The organism is Aeromonas rivuli, from assembly GCF_020149575.1.
Lineage (GTDB): Bacteria > Pseudomonadota > Gammaproteobacteria > Enterobacterales > Aeromonadaceae > Aeromonas > Aeromonas rivuli.
Window position 1 is genome coordinate 1,465,052 of record NZ_CP079742.1, and the last position, 23,691, is coordinate 1,488,742.

Here is a 23,691-nt window from a genome sequence, read left to right on the forward strand (position 1 = left end):
AGGGATCGACGGGATCATGGCTTGGCCCCCATATCATGCTGGCTGTGATCCATCCCTTCCATCCCATCCTTGGGGGCACTGCTGACCTTTGGCGCTGGCTGGTCGGTCGAGGGTGCTGTGGTGGATTTCTCCGGATCTATGGTGGTGATGCGGTACTGGTCCCCCTCCTGCTCCACTTGCAGATGCAGGGTCTGACCCTGGCCAAGCTGGCTGATGTCGACCCCCTCCGCCACGGCGAAATCCATCTCCATGGCGGGCCACTGCCACTCGGGGATAGGCTGGTGGGCGACCCCCAGGGTGCGGTTGGCAAGATCGATGCTCTGCACCTCACCCTGAGTCCAGACCTGGCTGGGACGCAGCGCCGTCATGCGCTGGAAGTCCGAATCTATGCTCGATTCCGAGTCGAGCAGGAACTGCGCCGAGCGGACTATGCTGTCCCCGGCCTCGACCCCGTCGATGATGGCCAACTGGTCGCCAAACTGGGCCCCCAGGGTGACCGCCACCGACTTGAAGCGCCCTTCGCCCAGCGCCAGGACCAGTCGGTCCTGGCTGCCGGTGCGGATCACCGCTTCGCTTGGCACCAATAGACGGGGCCGACCATGGCCGCTGCGAATGCTCACCTTGGCAAACATGTTCGGTTTCAAGAACTCGTCTTTATTGTCAAAGCGCAGTCGCGCCTTGAGGGTGCGGCTGCCCGCGTCCAGGGTGGGGTAGAGGTAATCCACCCGGCCCTGCCAGCGGCGGCCCGGGGCGTAATCCAGGCTCATGGTGACGGGATCGCCCACCTTGAGCTGGCCCGCCTGACGCTCGAACACCTCGGCACTGACCCAGACCTGGCTCAGGGTACCGAGGCTGAACAGGGCGGCGGCGGGCTCCACGTATTGACCCTCGCGCACCTTGAGATCCGAGACATAACCGCTGCTCGGGGCATAGATGCGGATGGTCTCGCTCACCTTGCGGCTGCGCCTGAGCTGCTCAATCTGCTCGAGGGGGACCTGCAGGGCCTTGAGTTTGCCGGTGGCGGCGCGCAGCAGCAGAGGGTTGTTGCTGCCCATGGCCAGCAGGTACTCATGCTGGGCATTGACCAGATCCGGGGCATAGATCTCGTAGAGCAGACTGCCCTTGGCCACTTTCTGCCCCTCGCTCTTGATGGTCAGGGTGCGGATCCAGCCTGCCATGCGGGCGTTGATGGCCTCTAGCTTCTCCTCGTCATATCCCACATAGCCCACGGTCTCTATCTGCTGATAGGCGGGGGCCAACTCGACCTTGGCCAGCCTGACCCCCAGATTTTGCTGGATCTCCGGGCTGATGGTGAGGGTGCCGGGAGAGCCATCTTGGCGCTCCTCATAGACCGGCAGGAAGTCCATGCCCATGTTGTCCTTGGCGGGGCCATCGCGCTTGTCACGGGGATCCATGGGATTGACCCAGTAGAGCGGTGCCTTCTCTTTGGCCCCACTGTCCGTGCTCTGTTTGGCGGCCCAGTAACCCCCACCGGCGCCGAGGGCGAGCAGCAGCAGGGATAGCGGCAGTGTCTTGGTCATGACAAGCCTCCGGCACAGGAGGCGGGGGCGCAGGGACGCAGGGCAATATTGGTTGCTGACATGATACTTCTTCTCTCTGGTCAAGCCGCGCGGCCAAGGCGCATCCGGGTCGGCAACCCCCAGGGCGGGTTGCTTGTGTCAGGAGTGCAGCGATAGCGTTGGGCGGCAAAGGGGCGTCAGAGACCGGGGTCCTTGACGCACAGCACGTCGTGCAAGGTCGGCCGAGGGCACCTCTTGCACAAAACAGGCAGGGAGAAAGTGTGGCTAGTGGCGCAGCACCGACAGCATCAGGTGGCGGCGAGGCCAGGAGGGAGGGTGGCAGCGTTGTTCCCAGAGGAAGGGATTGCGCAGCCAGAGACCGAGGCGCTGGGGCAGCGCTCGTTGGCCAAACCAGAGCAGCAAGGGCAGGGCCAGCAGGGGCAACAGAGCCAGCAACAGCGAGAGGGTGGCACCCACCACGGACTGCAACTGGCACTCATCATGGGGGCTCTGATCGCCGCTGACGGCATGGCAGCCGAGGGGGGGAGCAGGGTGGTCGGCATCGGCCATCAGGGTACTTGAATGGGGAGGGGCGCCATGGTCGGCCCCCGTAAATCCATGGTTCATGGCGTCATGGCTCATCTGAAGTGCGACCGGCTGCGCGATGGGGGCTGCGTGCCAGCTGATGCAGAGAGTCAGATTGCAGACGAGCAAGAGCCCCAGCAACAGCCGGGCAATGCGCTCTGTGGGCAATCTCGATGACAGCATGGGACTTTCCTGACGAGGGATGGCTTCACTATAAAGCTTGCCGTCAGAGTAAGGTCAAGGCGAAGCCTGGGGTTTGATGACAAGCATCAACAATGCAAGCAAGAGGGGCAGGGCACAGGCGGGGGAGGCATGAGCCCCAGGTCGAACCTGGGGCCAGGCAAGAGGCCGGGAAGGGGTCTCCTTATCAGGCGAAGCAGGCCCAGATGGGGGCGTGATCGGAGGGCTTCTCGATGCCGCGCAGCTCGTAGTCGATACCGGTCTCGGTCACTGTGTCCTTGAGGGCATTGGACGCCATGATGAGGTCGATGCGCAGACCGCGGTTTTCGTCAAAGCCCTTGGAGCGGTAGTCAAACCAGGAGAAGCGTTCGCACTCGGTGGGGTTGGCGGCGCGGAAGGTGTCGGTCAGGCCGAAGCCTTTGAGGCGTTCCATCCACTCGCGCTCCACCGGCAGGAAGGAGCACTTGCCGTCCCGCAGCCAGCGCTTGCGATTGGCCTCGCCGATGCCGATGTCGAGATCCGTGGGGGAGATGTTCACATCGCCGATCAGCACCAGCTGATCATCCGGGCTGTGGTGGGTCTCCAGGTAGTGTTGCAAGTCCTCGTAGAACTTCTGCTTGGCCGGGAACTTGGTCTCGTGATCCTGGCTCTCGCCCTGGGGGAAGTAGCCGTTCATGACGGTGATGATGGAGCCGTCTTCGCGCTGGAAGTTCGCCATGATCATCCTGCGCTGGGCATCTTCGGCGTCGGTCGGAAAGCCCTTTTGCACGGAGAGAGGCTTCTGCTTGCTCATCATGGCCACCCCGTAGTGGCCCTTCTGGCCATGGAATGCCACGTGATAGCCCATGGCTTCCACGTCGGCCACCGGGAAGGCGTCGTCGTGGACCTTGATCTCCTGCAGGCCGATCACGTCCGGCTGGTGCTTGTCGATGATGGCTTGCAACTGATGAAGACGGGCGCGAAGGCCATTGATATTGAAAGAGATGATCTTCATGTCGATGTGCTCATGTCGTTTTTATAGGTGACTATTGGACTAGGAATCCCGGGCCGATGCAAGCCCGAAGCCTGGCCCCTCATTGGCTCTGGCTGAACTCCTGACGCAGCTTGCGGAATCTCTCCTGCTGGGCGGGATTGAGGGGGATGCCATCCAGCATGGCCAGGGTCTCCTTGCATTCGCTCGGAAATTCAGGGCTCTTGCGGTGCTTCTCGATGAGCTTGAGCAGCACCTGTATCTTGTTGAGCGCGGCCCCGGTATTGGCGGGAGCGCGGCGCAGCGCCTCACGAAAGTGGGTCAGGGCCTGCTCGAACTCTCCCCCTTGATAGGCCTTGATGCCGAGCTCATTGAGCTGTTGGTAACGTTGACGCCGCTCCTGCACCGTCTTGTCATTGCGAGTGGCCTGGATGCAGATGGTGAGCAGCCGGTCCTCGTCTTCGGCCAGGAGCTCTTGCAGGCTCTCGGCGTACTCGAACTCGCCGAGTTGATAGAGTGCAAGCACCGTCTCGCCGAGCAGGGCGACCGGCATGCTGGCCGGTTGATCCAGCCAATGCTGGTTGGCGCGATAGAGCATCTTCTTGCCCTTGATGAGCTGGCCGAGGGCCACCTGCACCCGGGCCTGGCAGATCTGCTCGAACACCGGGTAGTTGAATTCGCTCACCATCAGGGAGTCGCGGATGCGTGACAGCGCCGAGTTGACCTGCTTTTGCAGATTGGCGATGTGATAGCCGTCATTGCTGTTGAGGGCATAGAGGGTCAGGCACTGGATGTAGGCCCCCAGATAGTGAGGGGTTCTGTGGATGGAGTTGCGGGACAGGTCGATGAGGGTGAGCAGCACATCCCGGGCCTGGGCGTAGTCGTGACGCTGCAGGCAGATTTCGGCCAGGCGGCGCGACAGCAGCACGGAGTGGGGGGATATCTCCACCGCCCGCTTGAGCTCGCGCTGGGCACTCTCCTCCTCCCCCAGAGCAAGCTGCGCCTCGGCCAGCCAGCGATAGGCTTCCACCATCAGGGGATGGTGTTTGAGGGTCGCCTGCAGATGGCTCACCGCCTCCTCATTGAGCCCCAGGGTATGGCATGCCTTGCCGAGGGTGAGCCGGGCCCAGCCATTCTCCTGACCCGCCAGCAGTTGGCGCATCAGGCTGCGCGCCTCCTTGGCCTGGCCAAGCCTGAGCTGGGTATCGGCCTGCAGACAGCGGCAGAAGTTGGCAAATCGTGGGAGGGCATCGGCCCGCTCGGCGCAGGCTCGGATCAACTGTTCGGGTTTGTCCTCGGCCAGCGCCCGGAACACGCTCTCCAGTGCCTGACGGCGCGCCAGTGCCCGGCGCAGCCGAAACTTGAACTGCTCCTGGGAGAAGGGTTTCATCAGGTAGTCATCGGGCTCGACCTCGAGGGCGCTCAGCACCATGGCCCTGGAGTTGTCGCTGCTGACCATGATCACCACGCTCTGGGGCGGGATCAGCCCCTTGTCGCGCAGACTCTCCAGCAGCTGGCGGCCATTCTCCCCACCCCCGAGATCGTAATCGAACAGATAGACATCGAAGCTCTCTTTCTGGCAGCGGCGCCGCGCCTCCTCGGCACTGTTGGCAAAGTTGATGCGATTGATGCCGATGTTCTGCAGCATGGCCTTCATCATCACCTGGAAGGCGCGCTGATCGTCGACCAACAGCAGCCGCAGGGGCTTGACGGGGGCAGGCTTGGGCGGCGCATCGCCAGCGGAGAGGTCGGGGTCCTGGGTCGGCATGGCTCTGGGTCTTGAGGCTGGGATAGGTCAGTGTGCCACCAAAGTTCGGGATCAGGCAATTGGCAAAGGTGGGGGAGTTGCCAGGCCCGTGACGGGCCCGGCATCTTGCTTGGTCGGCAGGGCTACTTGACCAGATAGGGCGCAAACTGCGGGCTGTAATCGGCCTTGAAGCCCTCATCCGTCTTGATGATGAGATAGACCGCCAGCTGGTGCGTCTTGGCAAAGGCCATGGCTTGCTCCGGGCCCATCACCACCAGGGCGGTATCCAGGGCGTCCGCCTCGAGGGCATCTTGGGTGATGACGCTGGCCGACACCAATCGATGGGTCACGGGGCGGCCGGTGGCGGGATCGATGATGTGGGAGTAGCGCACGCCGTCTTGCTCGTAGTAGTTGCGATAGCTGCCTGCCGTACTCACCGCCATCCCCTGGGGCATGACGATGTCAGAGAAGGCCCCTGGCTTGTCCGAGGGCTCGACGATGGCTATGCGCCAGGGTTGGCCCTTGTCATTGACCCCCTTGCTGCGCACCGCGCCCGCCACCTCGATGAGATAATCCTCGATGCCCTTGTCATCGAACAGCCGGGCGATGGCATCGGCGGCGGCCCCTTCTCCCAGGGTGGAGAGATCCAGATAGAGATCCGGGATCGACTTGCGAAGCAGGTACTTCTCCCCTTGCCGGGTCAGGCTCAGCTTGTCGATACCGACCCGCTGGCGGGCGGCGGCAATCTGGGCCTCGCTCGGCGTCTTGACTGGTCGCTTGTCCGGGCCAAAGCCCCACAGATTGACCAGGGGCCCTATGGTGACATCCAGTTTGCCCTGGGTGAGCTGGCCTGCGTCTATGCCTTGCTGGACGATGCGCGCCATCTCGGCCGGTATCTCAGTGGCAGGTTCCACCGGCCCTCGATTGAAACGGGAGATGAGGGCGTCCGGATCGTAGGTGGAGATCTCCTTGTTCATGCGGCCCAGCAGGGTTTCGATATCCTGCTTGAGGGCGGGATCGCCGCCTGGGTAGCCTCCGGGCAGCGTCAGGCCGTAGTAGGTCCCCATGGTTTGGCCTTGCAGGCGGGTTGCCGTTGGGGGCTTGGGCTGGCAAGCGGTCAGCAGCATACCGAGTAACGAGACCAATAGCAGGCCGAAACCGGGCCGCAAGGCAGGAACTAGCATCAACACCTCTCTCATCCGGGGCCCGGCAGAGGAGCCGGGGCATGAAGGGGCAGAGCTTAAGGCAAGGCAAGGGGGGATGCGAGCCCGGCACCTGGTTCGGGGGCAGTAAAATTAAGCATTGCTGAGCTTGGGGGAAAAGGGCGAGGCGTCAGGCGGTGATCTGGCCCGCAGCTTTGGGACTAAACCCTGGTTGATTGGAACCCAATGAGTACAATAAGGTCGATTCAGACAGCATCTTTGTCTGCCAAGGCCCGAGCTAGCCAGGCAATACTGTGGCTATCGTCTGCCAACCAAAGGAGAGGATGATGAAAAAGGTAATTCCCCTGTTGTTGCTGAGTGCCCTGGCGGCGCCCGCTTTTGCCGATGAGTGTACCCTGGCGGTGGAAGCCAACGACGCCATGCAGTTCAACGCCAAGGCCTTGAGCGTACCGGCAACCTGTAAAGAGGTGACCATCAACCTGACGCACACCGGCAAGCTGCCGATCACGGCCATGGGACACAACTGGGCGCTGACCACCACGGCGGACTTCCAGGACGTGGCGACCGCCGGCATGAGCGCGGGCCCGGACAATCACTACCTGCCCAAGGATGATGCCCGTGTGCTGGCGCACACCAAGCTGATTGGTGGCGGTGAAACCACCAGCGTCACCTTCCCGACCGAGGGGATGGCGGGCAAGGATCTCACCTTCTTCTGCTCCTTCCCCGGCCACTGGGCCATGATGAAAGGCAGTTTCAAGGTCGGTTGATTGCGAGGCTCAAGATGAGAGAAGCCGGGCTTGCCCGGCTTTTTTATGCTGCTGATGTTGCAAGCGAACGGATTGCATAAACGGCCCTGTATCGTGACCCCGCGAGCAGTTCCCGCCGCACTGGCGGGATAGAATAAGTGGCAAACGGGGCCATGTCCCCAGTGGCGAGACAGGTAAATAGCGGTAATGAGAGCAGTAAAATGGGTGATCAGCGGTTGTCTGATGTTGCTATGCACCATAGCGTTGGCCGCAGAGCCCCCGGTCAAGAAGAGCCGCAATGGCATCTGCCATCCCAAGGGCGGTACCTACTACAGCCGCACCAAGCACTACCAACCCTATGACACCATGCAGGCCTGCCTCGACAGCGGAGGACGCGCGCCAAAACGCTGAGCTTGGGATGAGGAGTTATTGCCGTTGCCGCAGGGTAAAGAAGGCAATGGTGGCCTTCTTGCTGCACTCGAGCATGATGCTCTCTTGCGCGCTGACCAGCAGGGTATCCCCCTTGGCGAGGTCATGCTCCGCCACCTTGAGGCTTCCCTCCAGCAGGGTGACCAGATAGGTGTGGGCAGACTCCAGGGTCAGGGGCACGGAGAAGGGCAGGGTCAGCACCCGCACATTGGCATCCAACTTGGTTGCGTCATAGATGAGCCCGAGATCCGTCACCTCTTTTTTCAGCAAGGCGCAATGGGTCTCATCGTCGCCGCTAAAATGGGCCGCCTCGAAGGTGGCATAGGGGTGGCCGTTGAGCACGAAACCGGCGCCGCTGATGGGCAGCAGGATGCGGGCATAACCGGGGAAGGGGGAGAAGGGGCCGGCTTCCTTGATGGGGGCCGTGCTCAGCCGGTAATCGAAATCGAGTTTGGCCAGGGAGCTGCCCGCCGGGGCTATCACTATTTCGGCAGTGCTGCCCTTGCCATTTTTCCAGGGCATCTTGCGCTGCTGGGCCACTGTGATCAGTTGGTACAAGGTTTTCCCCTCATCATGAGTCTGGCCCCAGAGATACCATCCCGACACGGGTGCAGACAAGCCTGCCCGGTGCGAGTGCGGTTTTTTCCAGCGTTTGTCAGGATGCCGCCATCGGCACTCACGTAGCGGCAGCCCGAGATGAACATCTGTCTGAGCGGGATCGCTCCCCCTTCCCTGGCGACCAAGAGCCGTAGGGGCCGCGCAAGGTAGCGTGGTCATGGTCACCGTTGTCCGCAACGTCATGCGTTGAGGGTTTATCTGCGGGCGATATAAGGATTATGCTGAGTCAAGTTCATGAAGCTTAAGGAGAGGCAAGATGGCTTGGATATCCTTGATAGTGGGCTTGGCCCTCATCTGGTGGCTGCTCAAACTGGGCCGCGGCCCCCTGTTCGACCTCAGGTTGGCTCATGGCAAGTTGACGATGCAAAAGGGCAAGGTGCCGCCTGCCTTCATCACGCAACTCGAGCAGATCCTGAAACGAGAGTCGCTGCGGGGTCGCATTCGGGGGGTGCGCGATGGCGACGGGGTGCGCCTCGTCTTCTCCCGCTCCATCCCCGAGCCCATCGCACAGCGGGTGCGCAATGTGTTCCCCTACGGGGATTACCGCAGCCCGTTGCCCAAGCAGCCTTCGGGTCACAAGCGCCACTGAGCGAAGTCGCCTATTTCACAGGGCGCTCGACGTGATATGAGAGAGGCCCCACTGCCAGCAGTGGGGCCTTCGTTGTTATGTGGCTGAGCCACAGAGATGGCCGCGCGGCGTGGGTGCAGGCGAACCCTCATCATCGGCCGACAAGGGCCATGCCGCATCAGCGCTCCAGCAGGGGCGCCGAGCGATAGCTCCACATGCCATAGGTGCGCAAGGCGTCGCGGTAGATGCCAAGCAGCTCGCTCTCTTCCACCTTGGCGAGGCTGGAGATGGGCTTGTCCGGGTAGCTGACGCTGTCGATGCGGATCTTGGCCGGGCCGGTTTGCCAGCAGGCTATCTCGAGCAGGGTCTGGCCACGACGCACATGGCTGGCGGAGCTGACCAGGGTCGCGCTGTCTATCTGATGGCGGGCCAGCACCCAGGCGCTGTAGAGGGCATTTTCCACCGTGCTGGTGGCATAATTCTCCTCGATGATGCGCGAGCGACTGATCCCCTTGCTCACCAGCCAGTCGGCCATCTGCTTGCCCTCGGTCTGACGATTCTGGGGCACGCCGCCGCTCACTATGATGAGGGCCTGGGGGTCGGCCTTGGCCAGGGCGCGGGTGGTGTCGAGGCGGCCGAGCAGTATGTCGTTCATGCTGCCATCGGGGTTGAGGGCATAGCCCAGGGTGACGATGGCGCGCCGTCCACTCTTGTCCTGATCCCGCGCGGCCCGCTCCTTGAGGGGGGTCTTGACCACCTTGTCTATGGTGGCAAAGATGCGCTGCAAGTCGGCCTCGCGCCCCGGGTTGCGTGCCGTCAGCTGGCCGAGGTAGGTATTGGCGCGCTCGGTATTGCCCTTGAAGCGCTGCCAGACCGCGAGGTAGGAGAGCAAGTCCACATCATCCGGGGCCGCGACCAGGGCCTGCTCAAACAGGGAGATGGCGCGGTCAATCTTGCCGTTGTAAATCTGGGCGTTGGCCGCCGAGATGAGCAGGTCGGTGCGATAGGGTTCGAGTTGGTAGGCTTCGAGCAGCCGGTTGGTGATGAGCTCCATGTTGCTCGGCATCTTGGCGGTGAAGCCCGCATCCGAGACCCGGGCCGGGGAGTCGAAGATCTGTTTGGCCTCGCCGAGCAGTTGATCAACCACCTGACGCTTGCTGATGATCTGGCCGTAATCCTGATCGGATTGCAGGCTGCGTACCGGCACGGCCCAGGCCGCCGTCGGGGTGAGCAGACTGAGCGTGAGCAGGGCGGCGAGGGAGAGTCGGTTGTCCATAAGCTGTCCACCTGGTTGGGAGAGGAGAGACCGGCCAGGAGCCGGACAGGGCGCATCAGCATGGCGAGACGCCGTACCCGGACGACTATAACAGGCCGGGCGCCATAAAAACGGGGCAGGGCCGTCAAATCGGCCAGACACGGCTTTTCAGAAGGACAAGTGTGAGCGGGCCCCGGACAGAATGGAAGGGACTCGCTACACTGGGATCCTTTTCCAGCTGGAGCCTATCATGACCACCAAGATCATCCTGGACACGGATCCCGGCATCGACGATGCCATGGCCATCCTCTTTGCCGAGGCCCATCCCGCCATCGAGCTGGTGGGGATCACCACCGTCTTTGGCAATGCCACCATCGCCGATGGCACCCGCAACGCCCTCTGGCTCAAGGAGCAATTCGCCATGACGGCCGATGTGGCCCAAGGCGCCGCCGCGCCGCTGGTGCGCCCCCCGGTGGGGGCGACCACAGTGGTGCACGGGCTCCATGGTTTCGGTGATGTCGAGGCGGGTGAGCCGAGCCTGAGCGCGGATCCCCGTCCCGCCTGGCAGTACATCGTCGAACAGCTCAAGGCCGCCCCTGGCGAAATCACCCTGGTGACCATAGGCCCGCTCACCAATCTGGCCCTGGCCCTTGAAAAGGCCCCCGAGATAGTGAGCCTGGTCAAGCAGGTGGTGGTGATGGGGGGCGCCTTCGGCGTCAACGGTCACCGCGGCAACGTGACCCCCTATGCCGAGGCCAATATCCACGACGATCCCGAGGCGGCCGACCTTGTCTTCACCGCCGACTGGCCCCTGGTCATCATAGGGCTGGACGTCACTCAGCAGAGCCTGTTCAGTGGGGCTTATCTGGATGCCCTGCGCGATGAGGCCGGGATGGCGGGCCGCTTCATCTGGGACGTCAGTCGCTTCTACCTGCGTTTCTATGCCGAGCGGATCGGCATGGATGGCTGTCATGTGCACGATCCCTCGGCCATCGCCTATGTCATCAATCCGGCGCTCTTTACCCTGCGCCGGGGGCCGGTGCGGGTCATCACTTCGGGGCCAGCCATCGGTCACACCCTGCAGAAGTTTGATGACAGGCGTCATCCCCATGACGACTGGGCGCGCTTCCGGGCTCAGGACGTCGGGGTGGCCGTCGATGCGAAGGCGCTGCTCGCCCTCTATCGCAAGACGCTGATCGACTGGAGCAAGCAGTGGGACTAGGCTAGGGAAGCCAAGTGTAAACCGTTCATTTTGTTCATCATCTGGAGGTGTTATGGCGTGGTATCTGACCGTCATGAAGAAATACGCCGTCTTTAGTGGACGGGCGAGGCGCAAGGAGTACTGGATGTTTGTGCTCTGCAACCTGGGGATAGCCCTGGTGTTGAGTCTGCTCGGCCAGTTGATTGGCCTCAAGGAGCAGATTGCCAACCTCTACTCCCTGGTGGTATTGCTGCCGAGTCTGGCGGTCGGGGTGCGTCGCTTGCATGACACGGACCGCTGTGGCTGGTGGCTGCTTATCAACCTGATCCCGGTGGTGGGCACCCTCGTCTTCCTCTATTTCATGGTCTGTGAGGGAGAGGCTGGCCCCAACCGTTTCGGTGAAGACCCCAAGGCCGGGTTATCGGCCGCCGCCACCTTTTGATCTCTCCAGAGCGCGCAGGCCATCTGCGCGCTCTGCTTCCCCAGTTGTTCTCCCTCATTGTCCGCTCGCCAAGATTGACGTTTCATGCCGCTCGCCATGTGGTTATGAGGGGCCGTCCTGCAAGGCAGGGATCCGCTCGGCCAGAAAATCGATGAAGGCACGGGCCTGGGGTCTGAGGAAACGACCACCGCGAAACACCGCATGGATCTCGTCGTTGCGGCTCTCATAGGGGGAAGCCTGCCAGCCCGGCAGCACCCGCTGCAGGCTCCCCTCATTGATCCCGCGCTGCACCATCCAGCTCGACAACAACAAGAGCCCGCAGCCGGCCCGGGCTGCATCGAGCAGCGGGGTGCCGCCAATGGAGGTGAGGTTGCCTTGCACGGCGACCCGACACTGCTGTGAGCCCTGGCTGAAATACCAGTGCTGACGCTGGCGGCCATGGCCGCGGATCAGGCAGTTGTGTCCGGCTATCTCGTGTGGCGTGGCGGGTTCGCCATGACGGGCAAGATAGGCGGGGGAGGCGACCAGCAGGGAGTGATTGGTGAGCAAATGGCGGGCATGCAGGCTGCTGTCGGCCGGGCGACCAATACGGATTGCCACATCCACGTTTTCGGCATCCAGATCCACCAGGCGGTTATCGAGTTCGACTTCGAGACGCACCTGGGGGTAGCGAGCCAGAAATTCGGGCAGCAGCGGCGAGAGGCAAGCCGCGCCGAAACTCTCGAATACCGAGACTCGCAGCGGCCCGCTGGGCGCTTCGTGCAAAGGCTGGAGGGATTGCACCAGCTGATCGGCCTCCTCCAGCAGTCGCACCGAGCGGGCCAGGAAATACTCCCCCTGTTCGGTCAGCAGCAGCTGGCGGGTGCTGCGCTTGAAGAGGGGAACCCCAAGCTGGGCTTCCAGGCTGTCTATGGTACGGGTTACCGAGGAGGGGGCCAGATTGAGGGCCCGGGCGGCGCGGGAGAAGCTGCCTGACTCAACCACCTGGGCCAGGATACGGACACGATCCAGCACTGTGACTCCTTTGCGATAAACGCAAAACTATTGCAGTTTGTAGCTCTATTCTATTTGCGAGTGAGTGGATGGACAATGACGTTGTCGCCCAACATCGGGCATCTCTCCCACAGGAGCACCACAATGTCAGACCGTATCCAGTTGGCCAGCCAGGCCCCCGCCGCCATCCAAGCCATGATGGGCCTCGAATCCTATCTCGGCAGCACGGACATTCCCCTCAACCTCAAGGAGCTCATCAAGCTGCGCGCCTCCATGATCAATGGTTGCGCCTATTGCATCGAGATGCATGCCGAGGTGGCGATGAAGATGCAAGAGAGCCCCCAGCGGCTGCTGGCGCTGGCGGCCTGGCGCGAGTCTCCGCTGTTCGATGGGCGTGAACGCGCCGTCCTGGCGCTGACCGATGAGGTGACCCTGATTGCCGGGCAGGGCGTCACCGAACACACCTATCGACAAGCACAGCAACTGCTCGGGGATGCCCTGCTGGCCCAGTGTCTGATGCAGATCATCACCATCAATGCCTGGAACCGGGTGGCGGTTGCCACTCAAATGGAACATGAACATCGTTGATCCCGGCCTCCCATGCCAGGCGCCCATTGCCAGTCAGAGTGGGGGGATGGAATGGGACATATTGATATGGCGCAGCAGCCATAACATGTATTGCAATGGGGTGTTTAGCTCGGGAAAATGTTTCTTAAATGGTTTTGTTTGTTTTAAATATGTTAATTGCAAGGGAGGGTAAACCCTCCCCCAGGGCCTTATTCGTGGTCAACATAGGGCGAAAATATAATTAATCTAACCTTGGGGGCCGGCTGTTTGCCCGCCTGATGCGGCCTCCCTGCATTTATGAAAATCCCGCGGGTCATCCATTGACCCCACTCTTCACAATGGCAACTGTTCAGGGATTGTTCATTTTGCGTCATGATGGCTTTTTTGGGTCTCGGATGGGGCATTTATTTGTTCCTGACGACCTTGCGATTAGTTAATGGAACGCTGACATCTGGTTTCCAAAAAGTAACCATTTGCTTCGATTAATTTTTCATGTTGTTCACATGGGTGTGTCTTGCTCAAAATAATGCGTTTTATTTATAGCTTTACGTCTTGCAAGATAGATAAAGGAAGTAGCATGAGACCTTTGGAATATAAGAAGGGCTTGGGGACTTTGTTATTAATCATCGCCGCCAGCTTGCTGAGTGGTTGTGATATGGCATTAATGAATCCCAAGGGCCAAGTTGGCCTGGAAGAAAAGTCACTGATATTAACAGCATTGTATTTGATGTTAATTGTGGTTATTCCAGTCATCGTCATGGCAGTGGTATTTGCCCGCAAATATCGCGCTTCCAATACCAGTGCCACTTACGCACCGGATTGGGCCCACTCGACCAAGATAGAAGTGGTCGTCTGGACAGTCCCCGTCATCATCATCGCCATCCTGGCCGTGATCACCTGGAAAACCTCCCACGAGCTTGACCCCTACAAGCCGCTGGTCTCTGACGTCAAACCTGTCCAGGTTGATGTGATCTCATTGGATTGGAAATGGCTGTTCGTGTATCCGGAATTGGGCATAGCCTCTGTCAATGAATTGGCTTTCCCGGCCAATACGCCGGTCAATTTCCGTATCACATCCGATTCGGTCATGAACTCCTTCTTTATTCCTAGCCTGGGCGGTCAGATTTACGCCATGGCGGGCATGCAGACCAAATTACACCTTATCGCCAACGAGGCTGGTCAATACGACGGTATCTCCAGCAGCTATAGCGGTGCCGGTTTCTCCGGCATGAAATTCAAGGCCATCGCCACGCCGGATCAGGCAGGTTTCGATGCCTGGGTTGCCAAGGTGAAGCAGTCGTCCAAGCCACTCATGACCATGGGTGAATTTGATGTGCTTGCCAAACCGAGCCAATACCATCCGGTCGAGTATTTCTCCAGTGCAGATCCAGCTCTGTTCACCAAGGTGATCAATAAGTTCATGGGTCACGGCATGAAGATGAAAGAGGGCGAAAAAATGGATATGAGTCATGACCAGAGCATGGATCACAGTGCACACCAGCAACAGGGTGAGCAGCAGGATCATGCCGGTCAGATGAATATGCCGATGGCTAGCCAGTCAGTACAAGCGGTATCCGGGGAATAATAGATGTTTGGAAAATTAACACTCGAGGCCATCCCTTACCATGAGCCCATTATCGTGGTCACGGTTGCCTGCATATTGCTGGGCGGGATGGCCATTGCCGGGCTGATAACCTATTACGGCAAGTGGCAATATTTGTGGCAGGAGTGGTTCACCTCGGTGGATCACAAGAAACTGGGGATCATGTATCTCATTCTGGGCATGGTCATGCTGCTGCGCGGCTTCGCCGATGCGGTGATGATGCGTACCCAGCAGGTGATGGCGTCGGCCGGGGGGGAGGGCATATTGCCGCCTCACCACTACGACCAGATCTTCACCGCCCATGGCGTCATCATGATCTTCTTCGTGGCCATGCCGCTGGTGATCGGTCTGATGAACATTGTGGTGCCGCTGCAGATCGGTGCCCGTGATGTGGCCTTCCCCTTCCTCAACAACCTGAGCTTCTGGTTCACCGCCGCGGCCGTGGTGCTGATCAACATCTCCCTCGGGGTCGGCGAGTTTGCCCAGACCGGCTGGTTGGCCTATCCGCCCTTGTCGGGCAAGGAGTACAGCCCGGGCGTCGGGGTCGATTACTGGATCTGGAGTCTGCAGATCTCGGGTCTTGGCACTCTGCTGACCGGGGTCAACTTCTTCGCGACCATCATCAGGATGCGGGCTCCGGGCATGACCATGATGCGTCTGCCGGTGTTCACCTGGACCGCCCTGTGCGCCAACATCCTGATCATCGCTTCTTTCCCGATCCTGACCGTCACCATCGCCCTGCTCACCGCAGACCGTTACCTGGGTACCCATTTCTTTACCAATGACATGGGTGGCAACATGATGATGTACATCAACCTGATCTGGGCCTGGGGTCATCCCGAGGTCTACATCCTGGTGCTGCCGGTGTTCGGTATCTTCTCGGAAGTGGTGGCGACCTTCAGCAAGAAGAAGTTGTTCGGTTACACCTCCCTGGTGTGGGCGACCATCGCCATTACCGTGCTCTCCTTCGTGGTCTGGCTGCACCACTTCTTCACCATGGGGTCGGGTGCCAACGTCAACGCCTTCTTCGGCATCTCCACCATGATCATCTCGATCCCGACCGGGGTGAAGATCTTCAACTGGCTGTTCACCATGTACCGGGGTCGCATCGCGTTCACCTCGCCCATGTTGTGGACCGTCGGCTTCATCATCACCTTCACCATTGGGGGGATGACCGGGGTGCTGCTGTCGGTACCGGCTGCCAACTTCGTGTTGCACAACAGCCTATTCCTGATCGCGCACTTCCATAACGTCATCATCGGCGGCGTGGTGTTTGGCTGCTTCGCCGGTATCACTTACTGGTTCCCGAAGGCGTTCGGCTTCACCCTGGACGAGACCTGGGGCAAGCGCTCCTTCTGGTTCTGGATCACCGGCTTCTTCGTGGCCTTCATGCCGCTCTACGTGCTGGGCTTCATGGGCATGACCCGTCGGGTCAGCCAGCAGATCGATCCCGCCTTCCATGGTTGGCTGGTGGTGGCCGCGTGCGGCGCTGGCCTGATTGCCATCGGCGTTCTGTGTCAGGTGATTCAAGTGGTGGTCAGTATTCGTGACCGCGAGAAGAACCGCGATCTGACCGGTGATCCCTGGGGTGGCCGTACCCTGGAGTGGGCAACCTCTTCCCCGCCGCCCTTCTACAACTTCGCCATCGAGCCGAAGATTGCCGGACTGGATGCGTTCTGGGAAGCCAAGCAGGACGGTTCTGCCTACCAGCAGCCCCAGCGCTACGCCCCGATCCACATGCCGAAGAACTCCGGTGCGGGCGTCATCATCGCCGCCTTCAGCGTGGTGTTTGGTTTCGCCATGATCTGGGACATCTGGTGGATGGCCATCGCCGGCTTCGTCGGCATGATAGCCACCTGGATCATTCACAGCTTCAACGATGATGTGGACTACTACGTGCAGGTCGACGAGATCGAACGCATCGAAGGTCAGCATCATGACAACATCAGCAAGGTGGCATGAGAACCGATATGGCTACTGATATTCTGCAACACAATCATCATCAGGGTGCCCATGACGGGCACCATGATGCCGGCGCCACCAAGGTGTTCGGCTTCTGGATCTACCTGATGAGTGACTGCATCCTGTTTGCCACTCTGTTTGCAACCTACGCGGTGCTGGTCAATGGCACCGCCGGGGGCCCGAGCGGCAAGGACATCTTCGAACTGCCGTTCGTGTTTGGCGAGACCATGCTGCTGCTGTTTAGCAGCATCACCTTCGGTTTTGGCATGCTGGCCATGAACAAGAACAAGGTGGCCGCCGTCAACGGCTGGCTGCTGGTGACCTTCTTGCTCGGTGCCGGCTTCATCGCCATGGAGATCTACGAGTTCCACCACCTGATCGCCGAAGGCTATGGCCCCCAGCGCAGTGGTTTCCTCTCCGCCTTCTTCACCCTGGTCGGTACCCACGGTATCCACGTCACCAGCGGTCTTATCTGGATCATCGTGATGATGGTACTGATCTCCAAGAAGGGGCTGACCGAGCGCAACCGCACCCGCCTGATGTGCCTGAGCCTGTTCTGGCACTTCCTGGACGTGGTGTGGATCTGTGTGTTTACCGTGGTCTATCTGATGGGGGCAATGTAAAAATGAGCAATCATGTCGTTGACAATCACGGCGCCAGCCACGGCAGCGCCAAGACGTACCTGATAGGCTTCGTGCTCTCGGTGATACTGACCGCCATCCCGTTCTGGATGGTGATGGACGGCTCCGCCTCCCATCACCTCATCCTGGGCACTGTGGTCGCCACTGCCGTCATCCAGATCTTCGTGCATCTGGCTTACTTCCTGCACATGAACACCTCCTCCGAGGAGCGCTGGAACCTGGTGGCCCTGGTGTTTACCGTGCTCATCATCGCCATCGTGGTGGGGGGGTCCTTGTGGATCATGTACAACCTCAACATCAACATGATGCCAAGTTGAGTGGTGTGATGATGAAGCAATACCTGCAAGTGACCAAGCCGGGCATCATCTTCGGTAACCTCATCTCGGTTATCGGCGGTTTCCTGCTGGCCTCGAAGGGGAGCCTGGATCTGCCCCTGTTCATCATGACCATGGTGGGGGTCTCCCTGGTGGTCGCCTCCGGTTGTGTGTTCAACAACTACATCGACCGGGACATCGACTGCATCATGGAGCGCACCAAGAACCGCGCCCTGGTGAGGGGGCTCATCGCCCCCGGCGTCTCGCTCTGGTACGCAACTGCCCTCGGCATCGCCGGGGTCGGGTTGCTCTACTGGGCGGCCAATCCGTTGGCGGCGCTGTTGGCCGTGTTTGGCTTCATTGTCTATGTGGGGGTCTACAGCCTCTATATGAAGCGTCATTCGGTCTATGGCACCCTGATTGGCAGCCTGTCTGGCGCCGCGCCCCCCGTCATCGGTTATTGCGCGGTGAGCGGCCAGTTTGACTCGGGCGCCCTGATCCTGCTGGCTATCTTCAGCCTGTGGCAGATGCCGCACTCCTATGCGATTGCCATCTTCCGCTTCAAGGATTATCAGGCGGCGGGCATCCCGGTGTTGCCGGTGGTGAAGGGCATCTCTGTGGCCAAGCACCACATTACCCTCTACATCCTGGCCTTCATGGTACCGACCCTGATGCTGTTCCTCGGCGGTTACGCCGGTTACAAGTACCTGATCGTGGCGACGGCGGTGAGCGTCTGGTGGTTGGGCATGGCCCTGTCGGGTTACAAGCAGGCGGTCGATGACTCCCTGTGGGCCCGCAAGCTGTTCATGTTCTCGATTGTCACTATCACCTGTCTGAGCGTAATGATGTCGGTGGACTTCCAGCCGGATGCGGCGCCGATATTGGTAGGCATGTTGCCTTGAACCTTGCGGTCGCCCTCAGAGTAGAGATCGGCTTGTTCATCTTGCCCTGAAAATGAGTAGAATCCAGAGCCGGGAACTTTCCCGGCTCTGTTGTTATATGGGGATGGCCAAGGGCCAGGTCTGTTTTCTCCCAGGCGGCGGCGTCAGCGCCATCGTCGGTATTTGCTACCCATGACCACCGGTTCCTCGGCCACTATCCCGACCACACACCTCCAATCACACTGAGGCCGTCATGCATGATTTCAAGATGACCCGGGGTGAACTGCGTGCCACCTGGGCACTCGGTTCCCTCTTCTCCCTGCGAATGCTCGGCATGTTTATGGTACTGCCGGTACTGACTACCTACGGCATGTCTCTGGCTGGCGCCACCGAAACCCTGATCGGCATCGCCATCGGTATCTATGGCCTGACTCAGGCCCTGCTGCAGATCCCCTGCGGCCTGCTCTCGGATCGCATCGGTCGCAAACCGCTCATCGTCGGCGGCCTGCTGATGTTTGCCCTGGGCAGCGTGATTGCCGCGCTGACCCACAGCATCTGGGGAGTGATCCTCGGCCGCGCCCTGCAAGGCAGCGGTGCCATCTCCGCCGCCGTCATGGCCCTGCTCTCGGATCTGACCCGCGAGCAGAATCGCACCAAGGCGATGGCCTTCATCGGCATCAGCTTTGGCATCACCTTCGCCATCGCCATGGTGACGGGGCCGCTCATCACCCATGCCATCGGCCTCTCGGGGCTGTTCTGGCTGATAGCCCTGCTCGCCTTTGGCGGCATCGCCATCACCCTCTGGTGGGTGCCGGCCCCGAAGGCGCATCTGCTCAACCGCGAGTCCAGTCTGGTCAAGGGCGGGCTCAAGAGGGTGCTTGCCAACCCCCGGCTGCTCAAGCTCAACCTGGGCATCCTCTGCGTGCATACCCTGCTGATGTCGAGCTTCGTGGCGCTGCCGCCCCTGCTCGAGCAGGCGGGGCTGCCCCGTGACCAGCAGTGGAAGGCATTCCTGTGCACCATGCTGATTGCGTTTGTGAGCGTGGTGCCCTTCATCATCTACGCCGAGAAGCGCAGGCAGATGAAGCGGGTATTCCAGATCTGCGTGCTGCTGATGCTGGGGGCGGAAGTGGTGCTCTGGCAGTCGGGTCTGCAATTGTGGGGCATATTGGCCGGCTTGCAGCTGTTCTTCATCGGTTTCAACCTGATGGAGGCACTGTTGCCGTCGCTGATCAGCAAGGAGTCGCCGCCGGGTTACAAGGGCACCGCCATGGGGGTCTACTCCACCAGTCAGTTCCTCGGGGTGGCCATCGGCGGCAGCCTGGGGGGCCTGCTCTACAGCCAGGGGGGCGCCGCCCTGGTGTTTGGCAGCTGCGCCGTGCTGGCACTGATCTGGTTCGGGGTCAGCCTCACCATGCAGGAGCCGCCCTATGTCAGCAGCTTGCGCATCGTGCTGCCAGAGGGCGTGGAGGCCACCGAGGCGTTGGAGCAGAAGGTGCGCGCCCGTGAAGGGGTGAAGGATGTGCTGCTCGACAGCGCCGAGCGCTCCCTCTACGTCAAGGTGGATTCACGGCGCATCAAGCGCAGCGATCTGGAGCAGCTGGTCGCCGGTTGATGGGCGGGGTGAGCGGTACACCGCACCCATTGCTATGCTGAGATCCTCAACAAGGAGGCTCTATGTCATATGTCGATGGATTCGTGATTGCCGTGCCCACGGCCAACAAGCAGGCCATGATTGACCATGCCAAGCACTTTGATCCCCTCTTCCTCGAGTTCGGTGCGACCCGGGTGCTGGAGTGCTGGGGGGACGATGTGCCCCACGGCAAGCAGACCGACTTTTACCGCGCCGTGGCGGCCAAGGAGGATGAAACTGTGGTCTTCTCCTGGGTCGAGTGGCCGAGCAAGGCCATCCGGGATGAGGCCATGACCAGGATGATGCAGGACCCCAGGATGGATCCGGCCAGCCCCATGCACCAGACCATGCCCTTCGATGGCGCCCGCATGATCTTCGGCGGGTTCAGTACGGTGCTTGAACTCAACGCATGAGCTGCTTTCCCTAACATAAAGAAGAGGCCCGCCTGATGGTGGGCCTCTTCTTTATCGGGGCCCGCATCAGGTCACTGTGTTGCCATCCCCTTGGCCCCTGTTCCCTATCCCAGTGGCGCCATGGCCTCTGCCAGCACGGCGTTCAGGCCGGAACGGGCAGATAAGGGGGCAAGATCGCTACCCCGGCCATGCACAAAGTCGATGAAGTTGCCGCCTTCCTGAGCCTGGCGCCAAGCGCCCAAAACAAAACACCGGCGCGAGGCCGGTGTTTTGGGATAACAAGGTCGCCCCCCTGTTCGGGGCGCCCTGGCAGATGCACCTTAGGCGTAGAAGGCCTCGACGGTACCCTTGACGGTGATCAGCATGGGGTTGCCGTAGCGATCCTTGGCCTTGGGGGAGGGGATCTTCACCCAACCTTCGCTGATGCAGTACTCCTCGACATTGGTGCGTACCTTGCCATTGAGGCGGATGCCGATCTCGTGCTCGAAGCACTCCGCCACATGGTGTGGGCTGCGCGGGTTGGCGGCAAGGTGGTCGGGCAGTGCTGGTTTGGTGTCGCTCATTTTATAGACCTGAGTTTGATAAAAAGTGGGTCATTGTAGGCAATGCCCGCCATGGGCTCAAGGCTGGGTTGCGTCCCATGGGGGTGGACAAGGCCCGGCTACAGTTGCAGCTCGGGCAACAGCGCTGCCTGCGCCTGAAAATGGTGGCAACGGCGCTCAACGTCGTCTCGGTAGCGCGCCAGATAAGCCAGCTCGGCGGGATTGTCTGTCTCAACCATGGCGATGGCGGCATCCAGATGGTGAAGGATGTCGTTGGCCACCTTGTGCAAGGTCTGTTGCAACAGGCGTTTGGGCAGCTCACATGCTTCAGCCATCTCCAGCAACTGCCATGGGTTGACCGCCTCGGGAGCAAACTCGTCGCCGATGGCCATGGCCAGATGCTGGTTGAACTCGGGGTAAAGCCCCACATTGACCAGATCGTACCAGGGGGTGGGCGTCAGCCCTGCCCGCGAGACGAAGAAGCTGTAGTTCTTGCCGTGGGCATCGTGATTGTTGACGCAGAGGTTGAAGAGCAGCCATTGCAGCATGTCCAGTCTGGCCTGCGCCGGATTGACACAGAGGGCGCTAAGACTGAGCAGCCGTGGCAGGCTGACTCCTTCTCGAATATGGGCCACATCCCGCCCGTCACCGAAGTTGCGTTCATATTTTCGGGCGACGGGAAACCCCAGCCCCTGACAGGCATCGATCATGTGACGACGACGTACCCTCACGCCATCCTCATCGAGGCGCCGATCGAAGCGTTCCACCAGCAAACCTCGGTGGGACTTATCGCCTTGGCCGACCCGGTGCAGTTCGACCTGTGCCACCTGCATGCCCAGCAGTGCGGCCAGTCGCATGGTCACAAATTCATTGATCACCAGATGAGGGTGATGCTCGAACTTGAGGAGGTGGGTGGAACAGAGCTCGCCCTCGCCAAATCCCAGCGTCCCCTCGAGTCGCAGCAGGTTGAGCTTGGCCTGCACGCCCGCAACCGAGAGGCGGGGGCGACCATCCCAGACTTCCAGCGGCCAGATCTCGGGCTGATCGAGGCGCAGCAACAGCTCTTCCGGGGTGATGGGGCGAAAATGGGTGGGGACGCCTTGCTCTGCGGGCAGGGTAAAGGTGACCGCCCCGGAGACATCGCGGCCGATGCTGTGGATCAGGGCAAAGAGATTGCTGCGCGAAACGCAGAGCGCCTCAATCAGGTGCTCCAGCCCGCGATTTTCTGGCAGCAAGTTGCCGAGATATGCCCGGACTTGGGCGCTGCTGGCCGAGCCATCCAGCGCCAGCGGTGGGGAGAGCGGGAATCCGCGCGCCTGCCACTCAGCTGTATAGCCGAGCTGAAACGCATCCCGGCTGGAGTCATACTCGAGATGGCCGATCAGCTGATTACCCAGCCGAAGTTCCAGCCGATGGCGCTCAGTACCATTCATCATCACCGACCTCGGGTTGGCTGTTGCCGTTCGCTACCTGTGAGCCCGTTTCTTGCACCAGTTGCAACCTCAGCCCCAGCGCCTTCATCACCTGCAGCAGGGTCGAGAGGTAGACATCACCCCCCTTTTCAATCTTGATCAGGGTCTTCTTGGAGATGCCACACAGTGAGGCCGTCACCTCCTGGGTCATCCTGGCGGCCTTGCGTCTCTCGCGGATCGCCAGCCCCAGCGAGGCGGGATCCAGTTCTTTCGGGCCGGTTTGCAACGATGCGTCTGCCATCATGATCACGGAAAAAGTGTAGGTTGTTACACCTTAACCCATGGTAAGAGCAAACAGCAATCAAAAGTGTACGATGGTGCACTTTTTAAGATCTTGGTGCGGGTTGTGAGATAAAAGTGTAGAGAGGTTCACTTTTTAGGGCGAAAAAGTTAGTGAAGGATGGTCCGGGGGATGGCCGAGGGGCCGGGAGGGGCTCGCTTGCAGAGATGCATTGCACTTCAAGTTCACTTTACTGAGCGGGGGAGTAAAACAGGAACTCCCACCTTTTTTGTATGCTGACTGTACAGCGCCTTGCTCAGATAGATGGGGGTCCTGATTTGTTGGGAACCCCACATTTTTGTGGCTTGGCTATGCAGCTATGAGCTCAGAAAGTTGGATGTCCTAATGTTTTTCACATAGCCTCCTGAAAATATAACGTCTGGTTAAGGGACGGGCTTTAGTCCGTCCCAGTGAGCGCAGCGAACTGTTTGAACCAATTCTTAAGCGGTAATTACAGCATTTCAATAATGCCTTTGGGATATACCGGCGTTGCGCTGTTTTTGATAGTGCTCAAGTCATACCAACGTGCTTCAAATGTATGACCATTTGTCTCAATGCCTTGAAGTACATTTTTTTGATAAATGCTGTGATCTTTGAATTCTGCCTCATAGATGAAAACGATCTCGTGGCCTTCTTGGTTGTTGAAGTTGAATAAATTTTCAATGACTCCAAGCAGTTTTAATTTTCTTGCTTCTGCACCAAATTCTTCTTGTACTTCTCTAATAGCTGCATCTGCGGATCTTTCACCGAAATAAATGCCTCCCCCGACAGGAGATAGATATTTCTCATTCTTTGCAGGGTCGAAGCTTTTAGCTAGAAGTACCTTTCCATCCTTACGAAATACGCATACTGACTTGACTCTTATATTCTTCATTTGTAAATAGACACTTCTTAGATTTTGACGTTTAACGATTAAGCTAAGGGGCTGGCTTTAGCCAGTCCAAGTGAGCGAAGCGAACGATTTGA

General features: G+C 60.0%; 26 protein-coding genes. 13 read left to right on the forward strand and 13 right to left on the reverse strand.

Features of this window, described 5'->3' with window-relative positions:
• Positions 1–14: 14 nt before the first annotated feature.
• The 5 genes from KYK33_RS06930 to KYK33_RS06950 all read right to left on the reverse strand — a co-directional run bounded on the left by KYK33_RS06930 (position 15) and on the right by KYK33_RS06950 (position 6,186).
• Positions 15–1,541, reverse strand: coding sequence for an efflux RND transporter periplasmic adaptor subunit (locus KYK33_RS06930; RefSeq protein WP_224432498.1), 1,527 nt, complete (start codon positions 1,539–1,541; stop codon positions 15–17).
• Between the two features lie 264 nt (positions 1,542–1,805).
• Positions 1,806–2,288 (reverse strand): hypothetical protein, encoded by a 483-nt coding sequence (locus tag KYK33_RS06935; protein WP_224432499.1) that lies wholly within the window; start codon positions 2,286–2,288, stop codon positions 1,806–1,808.
• Between the two features lie 184 nt (positions 2,289–2,472).
• A complete protein-coding gene (xthA, locus tag KYK33_RS06940; RefSeq protein WP_224432500.1) occupies positions 2,473–3,279 on the reverse strand; it encodes an exodeoxyribonuclease III in 807 nt (268 codons plus the stop codon).
• A 79-nt stretch (positions 3,280–3,358) separates the two neighbouring features.
• Positions 3,359–5,023: a tetratricopeptide repeat-containing response regulator gene (locus tag KYK33_RS06945; RefSeq protein ID WP_224432501.1), complete on the reverse strand. Its 1,665-nt coding sequence runs from the start codon at positions 5,021–5,023 to the stop codon at positions 3,359–3,361.
• A gap of 122 nt (positions 5,024–5,145) precedes the next feature.
• Positions 5,146–6,186 (reverse strand): FAD:protein FMN transferase, encoded by a 1,041-nt coding sequence (locus tag KYK33_RS06950; protein WP_224432502.1) that lies wholly within the window; start codon positions 6,184–6,186, stop codon positions 5,146–5,148.
• 305 nt (positions 6,187–6,491) lie between these two features.
• Between KYK33_RS06950 and azu the strand changes: the two genes are divergently transcribed.
• Positions 6,492–6,932 carry an azurin gene (gene azu / locus KYK33_RS06955; protein ID WP_042040269.1) on the forward strand — a complete coding sequence of 147 codons (441 nt, stop codon included), beginning with the start codon at positions 6,492–6,494 and terminating at the stop codon, positions 6,930–6,932.
• 186 nt (positions 6,933–7,118) lie between these two features.
• On the forward strand, positions 7,119–7,322 hold the full coding sequence (locus KYK33_RS06960) for a hypothetical protein (RefSeq protein WP_224432503.1): 204 nt from the start codon (positions 7,119–7,121) through the stop codon (positions 7,320–7,322).
• A 15-nt stretch (positions 7,323–7,337) separates the two neighbouring features.
• Here the strand turns inward: KYK33_RS06960 and KYK33_RS06965 are convergent, their stop codons facing one another.
• On the reverse strand, positions 7,338–7,862 hold the full coding sequence (locus KYK33_RS06965; protein ID WP_396021395.1) for a HutD family protein: 525 nt from the start codon (positions 7,860–7,862) through the stop codon (positions 7,338–7,340).
• 352 nt (positions 7,863–8,214) lie between these two features.
• Between KYK33_RS06965 and KYK33_RS06970 the strand changes: the two genes are divergently transcribed.
• Positions 8,215–8,547: a DUF3634 family protein gene (locus KYK33_RS06970; protein ID WP_224432505.1), complete on the forward strand. Its 333-nt coding sequence runs from the start codon at positions 8,215–8,217 to the stop codon at positions 8,545–8,547.
• Between the two features lie 157 nt (positions 8,548–8,704).
• Here KYK33_RS06970 and KYK33_RS06975 read toward each other — a convergent pair whose 3' ends face one another.
• Positions 8,705–9,802, reverse strand: coding sequence for a YdcF family protein (locus KYK33_RS06975; protein WP_224432506.1), 1,098 nt, complete (start codon positions 9,800–9,802; stop codon positions 8,705–8,707).
• Positions 9,803–10,031: 229 nt separating this feature from the next.
• On the opposite strand from KYK33_RS06975, the gene KYK33_RS06980 reads away from it, so the two are divergent.
• On the forward strand, positions 10,032–11,003 hold the full coding sequence (locus KYK33_RS06980; protein ID WP_224432507.1) for a nucleoside hydrolase: 972 nt from the start codon (positions 10,032–10,034) through the stop codon (positions 11,001–11,003).
• Positions 11,004–11,055: 52 nt separating this feature from the next.
• The gene (locus KYK33_RS06985; RefSeq protein WP_224432508.1) at positions 11,056–11,424 is read left to right on the forward strand and encodes a DUF805 domain-containing protein; all 369 of its coding nucleotides are present in this window, start codon (positions 11,056–11,058) and stop codon (positions 11,422–11,424) included.
• A 102-nt stretch (positions 11,425–11,526) separates the two neighbouring features.
• Here KYK33_RS06985 and KYK33_RS06990 read toward each other — a convergent pair whose 3' ends face one another.
• Positions 11,527–12,438, reverse strand: coding sequence for a LysR family transcriptional regulator (locus KYK33_RS06990; RefSeq protein WP_224432509.1), 912 nt, complete (start codon positions 12,436–12,438; stop codon positions 11,527–11,529).
• A gap of 123 nt (positions 12,439–12,561) precedes the next feature.
• Between KYK33_RS06990 and KYK33_RS06995 the strand changes: the two genes are divergently transcribed.
• From KYK33_RS06995 to KYK33_RS07030, 8 genes are all read left to right on the forward strand, one after another.
• Positions 12,562–13,005, forward strand: coding sequence for a carboxymuconolactone decarboxylase family protein (locus KYK33_RS06995; protein WP_042040278.1), 444 nt, complete (start codon positions 12,562–12,564; stop codon positions 13,003–13,005).
• Between the two features lie 556 nt (positions 13,006–13,561).
• Positions 13,562–14,569, forward strand: a complete 1,008-nt coding sequence (gene cyoA / locus KYK33_RS07000; RefSeq protein ID WP_224432510.1) for a cytochrome o ubiquinol oxidase subunit II — start codon at positions 13,562–13,564, stop codon at positions 14,567–14,569.
• A 3-nt stretch (positions 14,570–14,572) separates the two neighbouring features.
• Positions 14,573–16,549, forward strand: coding sequence for a cytochrome o ubiquinol oxidase subunit I (gene cyoB / locus KYK33_RS07005; RefSeq protein WP_224432511.1), 1,977 nt, complete (start codon positions 14,573–14,575; stop codon positions 16,547–16,549).
• Between the two features lie 8 nt (positions 16,550–16,557).
• Positions 16,558–17,172 carry a cytochrome o ubiquinol oxidase subunit III gene (locus tag KYK33_RS07010; RefSeq protein WP_224432512.1) on the forward strand — a complete coding sequence of 205 codons (615 nt, stop codon included), beginning with the start codon at positions 16,558–16,560 and terminating at the stop codon, positions 17,170–17,172.
• Between the two features lie 2 nt (positions 17,173–17,174).
• Positions 17,175–17,507 (forward strand): cytochrome o ubiquinol oxidase subunit IV, encoded by a 333-nt coding sequence (locus KYK33_RS07015; RefSeq protein ID WP_224432513.1) that lies wholly within the window; start codon positions 17,175–17,177, stop codon positions 17,505–17,507.
• A 5-nt stretch (positions 17,508–17,512) separates the two neighbouring features.
• Positions 17,513–18,406 (forward strand): heme o synthase, encoded by an 894-nt coding sequence (cyoE, locus tag KYK33_RS07020; protein ID WP_224432967.1) that lies wholly within the window; start codon positions 17,513–17,515, stop codon positions 18,404–18,406.
• Positions 18,407–18,638: 232 nt separating this feature from the next.
• Positions 18,639–20,000 (forward strand): MFS transporter, encoded by a 1,362-nt coding sequence (locus tag KYK33_RS07025; protein ID WP_224432514.1) that lies wholly within the window; start codon positions 18,639–18,641, stop codon positions 19,998–20,000.
• Positions 20,001–20,062: 62 nt separating this feature from the next.
• Positions 20,063–20,431, forward strand: a complete 369-nt coding sequence (locus tag KYK33_RS07030) for a DUF1428 domain-containing protein (protein WP_224432515.1) — start codon at positions 20,063–20,065, stop codon at positions 20,429–20,431.
• A 104-nt stretch (positions 20,432–20,535) separates the two neighbouring features.
• On the opposite strand, the gene KYK33_RS07035 is transcribed toward KYK33_RS07030, so the two are convergent.
• The 5 genes from KYK33_RS07035 to KYK33_RS07055 all read right to left on the reverse strand — a co-directional run bounded on the left by KYK33_RS07035 (position 20,536) and on the right by KYK33_RS07055 (position 23,599).
• Positions 20,536–20,673 (reverse strand): hypothetical protein, encoded by a 138-nt coding sequence (locus KYK33_RS07035; protein ID WP_224432516.1) that lies wholly within the window; start codon positions 20,671–20,673, stop codon positions 20,536–20,538.
• Between the two features lie 78 nt (positions 20,674–20,751).
• Positions 20,752–20,994, reverse strand: a complete 243-nt coding sequence (locus KYK33_RS07040; RefSeq protein WP_224432517.1) for a DUF3297 family protein — start codon at positions 20,992–20,994, stop codon at positions 20,752–20,754.
• 98 nt (positions 20,995–21,092) lie between these two features.
• Positions 21,093–22,409 (reverse strand): HipA domain-containing protein, encoded by a 1,317-nt coding sequence (locus KYK33_RS07045; protein WP_224432518.1) that lies wholly within the window; start codon positions 22,407–22,409, stop codon positions 21,093–21,095.
• On the reverse strand, positions 22,393–22,686 hold the full coding sequence (locus tag KYK33_RS07050; protein WP_224432519.1) for a helix-turn-helix domain-containing protein: 294 nt from the start codon (positions 22,684–22,686) through the stop codon (positions 22,393–22,395). The genes KYK33_RS07045 and KYK33_RS07050 overlap by 17 nt, the downstream gene beginning before the upstream one ends.
• Positions 22,687–23,176: 490 nt before the next feature.
• On the reverse strand, positions 23,177–23,599 hold the full coding sequence (locus KYK33_RS07055; protein ID WP_224432520.1) for an NUDIX hydrolase: 423 nt from the start codon (positions 23,597–23,599) through the stop codon (positions 23,177–23,179).
• Positions 23,600–23,691 lie beyond the last annotated feature (92 nt).